We start from the raw sequence: 11,993 nt of genomic DNA, 5'->3' as shown, positions 1-11,993 counted from the left end.
TCATGAATGACACAAATGTATCATCAACCGTACTCGATCGCCTCAGCCAGGAATGGGACGCCCTCACCCCCGAGGCCCAGAAAGCTGCGCGTTACGTGCTGGAAAACCCAAGCGACGTTGGGGTCTCGACCGTGCGCGAGATCGCCGAAGCGGCGAAAGTGAAGCCCAACACCTTTGTCCGCATGGCACGCCAGGTCGGCTTCGATGGGTACGAGGATTTCCGCGCGCCCTTCCGCGATGCGATTCGCAAGGGCAGCGTGTCGTTTCCTGACCGCGCCCGCTGGTTGCAGGACATTGGCAAGTCGGGGGAACTGGGCGGGCTCTATGCCGATATGGTCGGTGCCGCGATCCGCAACATTGAGGAAACCTTTGCCGGAATCGACGCCGCCAGTCTGAAATCCGCCGCCGAAGATATCTGGAATTGCCGCCAGATTTTCACGCTGGGTGTTGGTGTCAACAATGCCAACGCACGCAATTTCACCTATCTGGCCTCGACCGGGATGAAGCAGTTCCACGCCATCCCCCGTCCTGGCTCGACTCCGGTCGATGATCTGGCCTGGGCCGATGAGCAGGACGTGCTGATCGCGATCACCTGCCGCCCCTACCGGACCGAGGTGATCGAGGCGATCAAACTGGCCCGCCTGCAGGGTCTGACTGTTGTCGGCATTTCGGACAGCCCGGCCAGCCCGGTCATCCTGAACGCGCAGCACGGCTTTGTCGTTGCCGCCGACACACCGCAATTCTTCCCGTCCTCCGTCTCGACCATCGCGTTGCTGGAAACGCTGCTGTCCTTCGTGATTGCGGTTTCCAGTGACGAAATCGTCGAACGGGTGGAGCGGTTTCACCAACGCAGACACCAACTTGGCCTCTACGCGGAGGAGCCCGAATGAACGCACCCCTGACCCATTCACTGGACGCGCGCTATTACACCGATCCTGCGGTTTTTCGGCAGGAAATGCAGGGGCTTCTGTCCCAAACGTGGCAATTCGCGGGCCATGTGGCGCAGGTGCGGGAAACCGGCGACTACTTCGCGTTTGAGATCGCCGGGCAGAGCCTGTTCTGCATTCGCGGCCGCGACGGAGAAATCCGCACCTTCTACAACGTCTGCCAGCACCGCGCGCATGAGATGGTCACTGGTGCAGGCAACACCCGGGTCGTGGTCTGCCCCTATCACGCCTGGACCTACGAGTTGTCCGGCCAGTTGCGCGCCGGCCCGAACATCAAATCTGTTCCCGGCTTCGACCGCAGCGCGATCTGCCTGACCTCGGTCCGCACCGAAGTGTTCAACGGCTTCATCTTCGTCAACCTCGACGATGATGCAGCCCCGATGGACGAATGGTACCCCGGCGTGCGCGAGGAAATCGGTGCCTTTGTTCCGCATATCAATGATCTGGAACCGCTTGAATGGGTCGAGATCCCGGAAAACTGCAACTGGAAGGTCAGTATCGAGAACTACTCGGAATGCTACCACTGCCCGACCAACCACCCGACCTTTGCCGAAGGCGTGGTCAAGCCCGAGACCTATGACATCCAGCCTGACGCCAGCGGCGGATATGTCCTCCGCCATACGACCGAGTGTCAGAGCCTCGACAAGATGACCTACCCGATCGACCTGTCGATACCCCATGCGGGCGACTATCAGTCTTGGTTCCTGTGGCCGATGTTCTCTTTCCAGTGCTACCCGGGCAATGTGTTGAACACCTATCACTGGCGTGCCAGCGATTCCGATCACTGCACTGTCTGGCGCGGCTGGTTCACCGAAGGCGGGTCTGAGAGCGCCGTGATCCGGCAATTGGCTGTGCAGGACCGCGAGACCACGGTCGAGGAAGACATCCGCCTTGTCGAATCCGTCCACCGCGGCCTCAAATCCCGAGGCTACCGCCCCGGCCCGCTGGTGCTGGACCCCGGTTGCGGGGTGATGTCGGAGCATTCGATCGCTAGGCTGCAGCAATGGATGCGAGAGGCGGTAGACTAATGATCTTGGCGATCCGCCCATGCTGATGCCCGAAGAGTGGAGCCCGGAACACAAGCTGTTCCCGCATCAGGTCGGCTTCACCTGCCCACCATTCGATTTTGACGCGGCACCGTCGGATTTCCTGCGCATGTGCCCTGAAACGGTCGGGGTGCATGGGTGGATGCTGCATGTGCCGGACTATGTGCACGGGCTGGACCAGCGAAAGCAGAACTTCGGAATGCTCGAGGATTTCGTCCATTGCATGTCCCGCAATGGTGTCGATGTCTGCGGGCAGATCGGGTCCAACTGGGTCCATGCCTGTGGGCTGGGGGTTGAGGGCGTCCGTCAGCATTGCGCGGATCTGTCCGACAAATTCGGCACGCAGTTTCACATGGCCGGTTACGCCATGGTCGAGGCGTTGCGAGAAATGAATGTCGAAAAGGTCGCGCTGAACGCGGCCTATCACTGGCCGGAATGGTGGCAAGGCACGGTGGGTTTCCTGCGTGAGGCCGGGTTCGACGTGCTCTATGCCGGCAATTTTCACGATCAGGGGTGGTTCGCCAGTCAGGAAGAAGTAAACAGCTATCGCTGGGTCTTTGACAGTGACTTGGCGCTCAAGAGTTTCGAATACGTCGCCGAGCAGGCACCGCACGCCGATGCGATTCTTATCAACGGGATGTGCAATTTCCGAACTGGCCCGAACGGTTTGCCACAGCGCCCGCTGCATCTGGCGGATAAGCTGGAAACGGCCCTTGGCAAGCCGGTGATCGGCCACGACATCGCACTCTATTGGCGCATATTCAAATCGCTTGGCCTGTCGCCGGAAACGCCGCATGGCCAGCTTTTGAAACGGCTCTAGCCCGGAGGTCCTAGACAGATGCACAAAATCCTCGCGCTTTGGGCGGTGCCCCGGTCCACTTCTACGGCCTTTGAATGGATGATGCGGCAACGTGGCGATCTGGATTGTCTGCACGAGCCTTTCGGTGAGGCCTGGTATCAGGGCGAAGACCCGCTGTGGCACCGGTTCAAGACGGGTGATTTGACAACGCCCGGCCTGACATTGGACAGTGTATGGCAGGACATTCAGGCGCGTGCCCACAAGAGGCCGGTCTTCCTCAAGGACTTTCCGCATTACATCAATCACATGTGGGATGCAGAGTTCCTGTCCCATTTCAACCATGCCTTCCTGATCCGCGATCCGGCGAAAACCATCACTTCGATGTACAAACGCTGGCCGGACTTCGCCGAGGGTGAGGTCGGCTTTCCCGAACAACGCGCCCTGTTTGACTTGTTGACGGCGTTGAACGGCACCCCGCCGCCAGTGATCGACAGCGACGACCTGCTGGAAGACCCGCACACCATGACGCAAAGGTTCTGCGACGCCGTGGGCATTCCTTTCATCGAAGACGCTCTGAGTTGGGAGGCCGGCGGCGACCCTTCGGCCCACAGTTGGTGGGATGGGGGATCTTTCCACGCCAACCTTGCGAACTCGACCGGTCTTGCGCCGCAGACCCGCAAGTATGTTGAAATCGACGTCGCGCCGGACCGGGTGAAACAGGTGCATCGCCGGATGAAACCGCATTATGATCACCTCTACAAACACCGCCTGACGCGCTGAAGCACCGGAGACCTCACATGGCAGATATTTTCGACGAAGACCTTTTCCTCAAAGGGTTGGAACAACGCAAAGGCACCCTAGGCGCGGAATACGTGGAAAAGAACCTCGCGGCTGCGGATGATTTCACCCGTCCGTTTCAAGAGGCGATGACCGCCTGGTGCTGGGGCTTTGGCTGGGGGGACGACGTGATCGACGCCAAAACTCGGTCGATGATGAATCTTTCGATGATCGGCGCACTGGGAAAGATGCACGAGTGGGAGGTTCACTGCAAAGGTGCGCTGAACAACGGCGTGACCAAAGAAGAGATTCGCGCCATCATCCACGTGATCGGTATCTACTGCGGCGTACCCCAGGCGCTGGAGTGCTTTCGGGTTGCGCGGCGGGTTTTGGAGAACACGTGACTGCGCCCGTCTTCTGCGGGCAATCCTGAAAACCAGAAAGCCTGATTGCGTGTACTTGCCCACACCTCTGTCGTTCCAGTCAGGTAGCAGGATAGCCTATCTGTACCCATCACCGGCGGGCAAGAACACTCACTTCAGCTCTCTCAAAACACGGAACCCCGACACACTTGTTCGGGTGTCTTCCGACCCGCTGCCCCGTCCTGCAACACGTGAGTGATCCATGCCCGCCGGATACGCCCCACCCCTTGTTACGCGTCTTTCACAGTTTGGTTCGCGGGCCTTTTCCAAGTAGAGGCTGGACGTCTCCCACCCCGCATACGTGTCGGTCCAGCAGGACATTGTTCTTTCCACGACATTGCCGGACATGTGCCGCAGACCCGAAGCATTGGCTGCATCAAGCGTGTCTACCGGCACAGGTTTCCCGCGCGAGACAAGGTCTGGGAATTCTTCGCCCAACATGATCTCGGTCGAGATGCCCAGAAAGCTCACCTGATCGGGTGTCACCTCTTCGCCCTAGGCAAAAGGAGTTTGTGTTCCGGCGCGGGCAGTGTATTCCCATTCGACTTCGGTTGGCAGGCGATAAACACCCGCCCCCACCTTGCTGTTCAACCAATCTGTGTACAAAGCCGCGTCCAGGTTAGAGACAGTGATGACCGGGTTTTTCCCAATGACCTTCGCGCGCTGCAATTTTGGTAACCGAATGAAATCCTCCGGCTCGTGCCCACCGCAGCCGCCATCATCCACGCAGGCCATCCACTGATCATAGGTGACTTCGTTGCGTCCCATTGCGACAGGCAAGTCAATCTTGACAGAGTGAACCGGTCCCTCATGAAACGCTATGTAAGGATCATCCGGGGTGACAAGTATCCAGTTTCCAGCGTCATCAAATTTGACATTCTGCTTGGATTCACCCGGAGGACCACCCATTTACATAAGTTCTCCGTCGTCAGGTGTATTTGGACAGATTAAAACCTGATCTATTCCAGTCCCTTCCAGCCGACCGCACATCCTACCCCCTTGCCCGATCCAGCCAATCGGCGCACAATAAAGGCTCACACACACTTGCGCCCTAGTTGCGCACCGCCACACGTTTCGCGACCGGGACGCCTTCGATGATACGGAGGGCTAAATGACCATTGCGACTCGTCTGAAACATCATCTGGATGCCCAAGGGCTTCCGTTTGACATCGTTCCCCATCCCTATGCCGCGACCGCCGCCGAATGCGCCGAAGCGGCGCATGTCCCCGGTGACCACCTCGCCAAATCGGTTCTGATCCACATGGAGGAAGGACCTCTGCTTGCTGTTCTGCCCAGCAATCACCGGGTTGACCTGACCGCACTGCAATCGATGATGAACCGGCGTCTTGGCTTGGCGCCGGAATCCGAAATGGATGGTCTGTTCGATGATTGCGCGCTGGGCGCGGTGCCGCCTGTGGGCGAAGCCTATGATTTGCCGACTGTTGTCGACGACAGCCTGACCGGGCTGGACAAAATCTGGTTCGAGGCAGGGGACCACAAAACCCTGGTCGAGATGCGCGGCAAGGATTTCGACACGTTAATGAAAGATGCGCCTCATGGGGCATTCTGCTGTATGCACTAAGAACCCGGTGCATTCTGGCAAGCCGGTACCGGGCCAACCCAGTAAATGGTGATGACCCCCTTGACCAAAACCACATCGGAGTACTTCATTGAGAAAGAAGTACTCCGTATTTCGACGGGACCTATGGGGGGTCCTGGAAAGACCAAATAAACAGGGGGATGCGAGCTGGCTGGATGCAGGCAAGGGCTCTGCTGAAGCAGCAAGCAAGACAATCAATAATGTCCGATATCGCGGTCTGGCTGGAAAACCACGGTTTGTCCAAATACGCCAGAGCCTTTGAAGAACACGAAATCGAACTCGGTGATCTGACAGAGTTGACCGACGAAGACCTTGTCACGATCGGGCTTCCTCTGGGTCCGAGACGGCGTTTTATGAAAGCTGTTCGTACCGGTGCAGAGGGAGGGCGTCACCCGCAAAACACAGCACTGGGCCCTGCCATTGTGGCAGAGCGACGGCAACTGACCGTCATGTTTATCGATCTGGTCGGATCTACAGAAATTTCCCAGCGCGTCGATCCGGAAGATCTGGCCGAAGTCCTTCGCCTTTTCAAGGAAACATGTGCTGCATCTGTTGTCGCCTTTGATGGTCACATCGCAAGCTATTACGGCGACGGGATCATGGTCTTTTTCGGGTTTCCCCATGCCCATGAAGATGACCCCGAGCGTGCGGTTCGTGCGGGCCTGCGGATCATAAAGGAAATCCCCGCCATCCGGACCCATGCGAAACTGAATGTCCGAATTGGGATCGCGACCGGCCTCGTAGTCGTCGGTGATTTGCGTGGCGAAAAGATGTTTGAGGATGGAACAGCAATGGGCGAGACGCCTAATCTGGCCGCGCGTCTTCAGACAATGGCAGATCCTGGCACGATGATTATCGCACCCAGCACGCATCAGTTGGCCGGTGACGCTTTCGAGTATGTTTTGCGCGGCGCATTCAAGCTCAAGGGTTTTGCAAAAGAGGTCGAAGCCTGGCAAGTGACCGGAGCGCGAGAAACTGTTAGTCGCTTCATGGCCCTGGACGATGTGTTGCTGAACCCTTTGGTTGGTCGCGCGGCTGAATATGAGATCCTGAACGAAAAGTGGAAGCTGGCCAGTGGTGGTCAAGGTCAGATGGTGCTGGTGTCGGGTGAACCGGGAATTGGCAAATCTAGGCTGGTTGAGGAACTGCGTCAAAATACTTCGGGCGTGCCGCATTCTCAAATTCGATACCAGTGTTCACCCTATCATTTCGCGAGTGCGTTTTACCCTGTCATTCGCCAATTCGAGGGTGCCGCAAAACTACGGTCTGACGAGTCCAACGAAGCAAAGCTCAAGAAGATTTCCTCGGTTCTGGGTGATCCACCCAGCGGTGTATTGAAGTTGGCAGCATCACTTCTCTCTGTTCCATTCGAAGAGCAATTGGGACCTTTGGATTTGACACCGCAGCAAATCATGGATCAGACGCTGAAGATGTTGCTGGAAAAGCTGACATCTCTGGCTTCGGAAAAACCGGTGCTTCTCTTGTTTGAGGACGCGCATTGGGTTGATCCGACAACCAAGTTGCTGGTGGACCAGATCGTGGATCGGATCAAAGACCTTCCTGTGCTGGTGGTGATGACATTCAGGCCCGAATTCGATCCGGGCTGGGCGCTACAATCGAGCCTTACAAAAGTTGTTTTGCGGCAACTGGATTTCCACCAGGTCAAAAGCATTGTGGATGAAGTTGCTCAAGGTCACACAATCTCCGATGAAATGTACGAATTGATTGCCGCCAGATCAGATGGTGTACCGCTTTACGTCGAAGAGGTGACGAAAGATCTTCTTGAATCAGGCGCTTTGACCAAGGGCCACGTATCTCATCCAATGGGCGCATCTTCTTCGGCAAGCCCGGTGCCCAGCACATTACACGATGCGCTCATGGCACGTCTCGACCGACTGAGTTCGGCCAAGGAAGTGGCTCAGATCGGGGCGGTAATCGGACCTCAGTTTTCCTATCCGTTGATCGCCGAAGTCTCCCGCTTTGGCGAAAAGGCGCTGCGTTCTAGTTTGGAGCTTTTGGCAGACGCGGGCATTGTTACAACGGCCGCATCGGATGGTTTGGAAATCTTCAGCTATCGTCATGCCCTTATTCGGGACACTGCCTACAACAGTCTTTTGAAAAGCGAGCGACGCGTCCTGCACGCGCGCGTCGCCGAGACGCTCAATCAAGATGCACTTCACATAGGGGATGCCAGTCCGGAAATTCTGGCGCATCACTACACGATGGCCGGAATGGGCAAGGAGGCTATCGACTGCCGTTACCTCGCGGGTCAGCACGCGGTTAAGCGTTCAGCGAACATCGAGGCAAACACACAGCTCTCTCTGGCAATCGAGCAGTTGCGTGAGCAAAGCCAGAGCGACGAACGGGACCGAAAAGAAATTGAGATACAGGTTCTCAGAGCGGGTGTTCTGCGATCAACGGCCGGGATAGCCGCAGATGAGACCGGTTCTGTTTACGAACGAATACGAGACCTGTGTGAACGCATTGAAGAAACAGGGCACTTGTTCCCGGTTTTGAACGGTTTGTATTCGTTTCATTTGGTGCGTGCTGAATATGATCTGGCCAGGAATGTTGCCGGACAATTGCTGAAGCTGGCGGAGACAACCGCTGAAACGCAGCATCAGATGGTGGCTCATCGTGCAATGGGGGCAGTGCTGTTTCACATCGGTGAACTGGGTCCAGCTTACGAACACTTGAAACGGGCATTCGAGCTCTACAGCCCGAAGCGGGATGGACATCTGGCTTTTATTTATGGGTCGGACCATGCAGCGATCACCTCGTGTTTCTTGAGCTTGGCCGTTTGGATGCGCGGAGCCCCGGACAAAGCACTGGAAATCCAAATGCAAGCGGTTGCCGCCGCGCGAGAGCTTGAGCATGCACACAGCATCGCACAATCACTTACCTACCTGTGCATGCTTCATCTTCTGCGCCGGGAACCCGAACAGGTAGTTGAGGTTGTGGACCAACTTGAGGAACTGGCTGCACGGCATTCCTTTACGTTCATGTCCGTGACTGCAACTCTCTGGCGTAGTTGGGTGAATGCCTATGTCTCGCCCGACCCGGCAACGATCCGTGTATTACGAAATGCGGCAGAAGCTTGGTGGAACAGCGGAGCGGGGAACTACAAGCCGTTTTTCCTTACCTTGATTGCCGAACTCACTCTTGAAACAGGTGATCGGGAAGGCGCCAGGGGTTTTTTGACCGAAGCTCGCAAGCACCAAAGCCTTACAAACGAGGGGTGGGCACAAGCCGAAACGGACCGGGTCTACGCGCTGGCGCGTTCCGGGGTCGCCCCCGCCGAAGCAGAGTTTCGTGAAGCTTTGAGGACTGCGAGGCGACAGCAAGCAAAAATGTTCGAACTTCGAACTGCGGTAGACTGCTTTAGACAGTGCAGAAAACGCGCGTCGGCGCCTGCCGCGATTTCCGATCTAAGTGCGGCCTTGCGGAAAGTTATAGGTGGAGAGGATACGATCGACGTGAATAATGCCCGTGTAATCCTCGAAAAATCGAAAGCCAGTTAAGTGTATGATCTTGGTTTCTGCGTTGAGATAATCCTTAAACGTTGCATCCGATCACCTTAATTGCACCTCATAAGGCTTTTCTGAGCAGTTATTGATGCCTCAAAAAGGATACAGGCATCATGAACTCTTAAGCTTTGGGTGAACTCGCAAGTGACCAGAAAATCGCAAAAGTCTTCCATGCCCACAGCCAACCTGATGCAGCCGAAGCTGTCCAACTCCCTTAGCAATGACAACAAAGGGCTCCTCGCGCCTCTTGCGGGGATTGGGGTAAGTCGAACGAACTTCAGAGTATCGGCCGGCGTTTTCGGCATGATGCACCAAACGGATTATCGTTGCTATCAAGTTGCGATGCGGTAAGTTTGACTGCATAGCTTCCCCATGACTATTGACCGTACAGCTTTTCTTGTTCGCACCCACAAATTCAACTGGCACGTTCAGGAATTGTTGAGTGACCTAAAGAAACACATGTCCAAGAACGTTTTCGTTGTTTGCGATGAAAGCGCGGGCAGTGTCTATATTCCCGATACGCCCAAGATTTCACTTTCTCCTACAGTGATCAGCGATTGGAAGTTTGCCCGGCACGAAAGGAACTGGGGATGGTTTTGTGGCGACTACTGCTACTATGCGGCAGCAGAAAAAGCTGGCGACTTTGACTTCTTTTGTTTGATTGAGACGGATGTTTATCTTGGACGCAAAGGATTTCAGGCGGTCAAGTCAGTTCTGCAAGGAAATGAAGATGCTGTTTTGGCCGCTGATCTTCGACGGTTTGAAGAACCGCCTCGGTTCTCAAAAGATCTTGCTGAGATTGGCGAAAACCCAAACTACGGATGCATTTTTCCGTTTACTCGCGTAAAAAAGGGTTTGATCGAAGACATGTTCAAGCTGAGAAAACGGGTTCAAAACCACCATACGTCGCTACGGGTTAACGACGAAGCGATTTTGGCCACCACCGCATATGCAACTGGTGCAAGCTGCACGAACCTGTATGATTTCGAACGGGTTTTTGACAGAAATTGCTTTGCAACCAATCCCCCGCATTTGTATGAGGCCGTCCGGAACTTCCAAGACAGTGAACGCATTTTTCACCCGGTGGCGACAGTGGCCACTGTGTTTGATCGGATATCGAGTGGAAACAAGAATTACTCAACACACAGGCTTAGACGCGTAATGCGCGAAGCCCCAGATCACGTTGGCAGAGCTTTGGTTAGAGCGGGGGAGAGATCCAAAAGTTTTCCAAGTACCAAGACAAATAGCCCAAGTGAAAAAACCGAGAGATTGGGGTGTTTGATAAATCTGTTGAAATCTCTAAATCCGATAGAAGTGGTCGATGTCGGTTCTATCCCGATAGAGGGGGAGGCAAACTACGCGCATTTGCTGGAAACCGGGCAGTCAAACCTTATCGGTTTTGAGCCCGACAAAACTGCCTTTAAAGAACTGACGAAATCGACAGCCCCCAATGAACAGTATCATTGTCTTGCAATTGGTAGAGGTGGCGGAGCGAACCTTCATTCGACGCGACTTTCCGGGTTCTCATCCCTGCTTCTGCCAAACAAACTAAGTGGTGAGTACCTCGGCTTCCGAGGGGATATGAAAGTAACAGGGAAAGAGGTGATTGAAACCCACCGATTGGATGACCTTGACTTCTTGCCGCCCGTGGATTTTCTGAAGACAGGTATTCAAGGCGGAGAGTTGGACGTTATTTGCAATGCACGCAATAAGCTCTCGCGAGCCCTTGTTGTGCAAACCAAAGTTCGGTTTTTTCCCTTGTATGAAAAAGAACCCGGATTTGGCGATCTGGAAAAGGAACTCCGCGAACAGAAGTTGCTTTTTCACAGTTTCGACTCCCTCAATAAAGTTCTTGGAAACCGTTCACTGAGGAAAAAGTTTCGTCCACGCGCTTTCTCGCAAGTCGTCGACGGTGACGCTTTCTTTGTAAGAGACCTGAGACTCCTTCACACGTATACGAATGAACAACTGTCCAAAATGTGTGTTTTAGCCGACAACGTTATGGGGGTTTTCGACATTGCATGTCTGTGTTTAGAGGAGCTTAAGGACAGGGGAGAAATTGCCGCGAAAGATTGTGAACACTACTTCTCTCTTTTGCCAGTTGGGGTTAGGCGTTAACTGACGGGCGATAACCAACCGAATCTTTGTGCAGTATCAAGTCGGCCATGCTCTATGCGCCATCCAACAAGTCATGATCTGCCCACCTGAGTCGTCCAATTAGGGGTTGGTGCGTGACCGGCTTTTGGACCATCGGGACGACGGTTTCCGGGGTTGGTGGACGACAGCCCGTAGCCCTATCGAGCGCAGTCGGGGACTTGGAACACGGTGCGGGTTCGGCAAGTTCTTGCACCCAATCTCAAAACCGAAGAGGTTTTGCTTGCGTTGGGATTGCCCAAGAACGAACAAAGCCGCCCTGAGGCGGCTCGTTTGACGCGGCCCTTGTCACTTACTGGCTATGAGTCCTGACCCTAGGAGGCCGGATGCAACGCTTACGCTTTTTCGCACCCGTTTGCTTCCACAGTGCTTCCAGAGAGATTGGCGCAAAGCAAAAAGCCTCGCGTGATGCGAGGCTAAGTGTTTGTTTTCCGACCGATTAGTTTGGTTGCGGGAGCAGGATTTGAACCTGCGACCTTCAGGTTATGAGCCTGACGAGCTACCGGGCTGCTCCATCCCGCGACACTTTGGTTTGGTCTACGGCCTATTCGGCTATTTGAGACCATTTTTGGCCCGTTGCTTACGCTACTTGAGGCCGGGTCGTGTTCTGCTGATCGTTTAGAGAGATGTGGGCTTTTTCTAGGTTTGGCGGTGACCTACTCTCCCGGGGCTTAAGCCCAAGTACCATTGGCGCGGCAGTGCTTAACTTCCGGGTTCGGGA

The 11,993-nt window shown here is 55.1% G+C and carries 8 protein-coding genes, 1 tRNA gene, 1 rRNA gene and 1 pseudogene; 8 read left to right on the top strand and 3 right to left on the bottom strand.

Features of this window, described 5'->3' with window-relative positions:
- The first annotated feature begins 2 nt into the window (after positions 1-2).
- The 5 genes from ACR1XY_RS09695 to ACR1XY_RS09675 are packed head-to-tail and all read left to right on the top strand — an operon-like array spanning position 3 to position 3,973.
- The gene (locus tag ACR1XY_RS09695) at positions 3-890 is read left to right on the top strand and encodes a MurR/RpiR family transcriptional regulator (protein ID WP_480592586.1); all 888 of its coding nucleotides are present in this window, start codon (positions 3-5) and stop codon (positions 888-890) included.
- Complete coding sequence (locus tag ACR1XY_RS09690; protein ID WP_480592584.1) at positions 887-1,975, top strand: aromatic ring-hydroxylating oxygenase subunit alpha; 1,089 nt, start codon at positions 887-889, stop codon at positions 1,973-1,975. The genes ACR1XY_RS09695 and ACR1XY_RS09690 overlap by 4 nt, the downstream gene beginning before the upstream one ends.
- A 19-nt stretch (positions 1,976-1,994) precedes the next feature.
- Positions 1,995-2,813, top strand: coding sequence for an aspartate racemase/maleate isomerase family protein (locus ACR1XY_RS09685; protein ID WP_480592582.1), 819 nt, complete (start codon positions 1,995-1,997; stop codon positions 2,811-2,813).
- A gap of 18 nt (positions 2,814-2,831) precedes the next feature.
- Positions 2,832-3,572 carry a sulfotransferase-like domain-containing protein gene (locus ACR1XY_RS09680; protein ID WP_480592580.1) on the top strand — a complete coding sequence of 247 codons (741 nt, stop codon included), beginning with the start codon at positions 2,832-2,834 and terminating at the stop codon, positions 3,570-3,572.
- A 17-nt stretch (positions 3,573-3,589) separates the two neighbouring features.
- Positions 3,590-3,973 carry a carboxymuconolactone decarboxylase family protein gene (locus ACR1XY_RS09675; protein WP_480592578.1) on the top strand — a complete coding sequence of 128 codons (384 nt, stop codon included), beginning with the start codon at positions 3,590-3,592 and terminating at the stop codon, positions 3,971-3,973.
- A gap of 129 nt (positions 3,974-4,102) precedes the next feature.
- Here the strand turns inward: ACR1XY_RS09675 and ACR1XY_RS09670 are convergent.
- Positions 4,103-4,900: pseudogene (locus tag ACR1XY_RS09670) on the bottom strand (formylglycine-generating enzyme family protein).
- Positions 4,901-5,102: 202 nt separating this feature from the next.
- Between ACR1XY_RS09670 and ACR1XY_RS09665 the strand changes: the two are divergent.
- The 3 genes from ACR1XY_RS09665 to ACR1XY_RS09655 all read left to right on the top strand — a co-directional run bounded on the left by ACR1XY_RS09665 (position 5,103) and on the right by ACR1XY_RS09655 (position 11,236).
- Positions 5,103-5,573 (top strand): aminoacyl-tRNA deacylase, encoded by a 471-nt coding sequence (locus ACR1XY_RS09665; protein ID WP_480592576.1) that lies wholly within the window; start codon positions 5,103-5,105, stop codon positions 5,571-5,573.
- A 158-nt stretch (positions 5,574-5,731) separates the two neighbouring features.
- Positions 5,732-9,112 carry an ATP-binding protein gene (locus ACR1XY_RS09660; protein ID WP_480592574.1) on the top strand — a complete coding sequence of 1,127 codons (3,381 nt, stop codon included), beginning with the start codon at positions 5,732-5,734 and terminating at the stop codon, positions 9,110-9,112.
- Between the two features lie 378 nt (positions 9,113-9,490).
- Positions 9,491-11,236, top strand: a complete 1,746-nt coding sequence (locus ACR1XY_RS09655) for an FkbM family methyltransferase (RefSeq protein WP_480592572.1) — start codon at positions 9,491-9,493, stop codon at positions 11,234-11,236.
- Positions 11,237-11,717: 481 nt separating this feature from the next.
- Here the strand turns inward: ACR1XY_RS09655 and ACR1XY_RS09650 are convergent.
- Positions 11,718-11,794: transfer RNA gene (locus tag ACR1XY_RS09650), tRNA-Met, on the bottom strand.
- A 121-nt stretch (positions 11,795-11,915) separates the two neighbouring features.
- A 5S ribosomal RNA gene (rrf, locus tag ACR1XY_RS09645) occupies positions 11,916-11,993 on the bottom strand; the annotation flags it as partial.

This window comes from Ruegeria sp. AD11(2025), from assembly GCF_056542405.1.
Note: the sequence above shows the minus strand (reverse complement) of the source record. Positions and strands in the feature narration are given on the sequence as shown.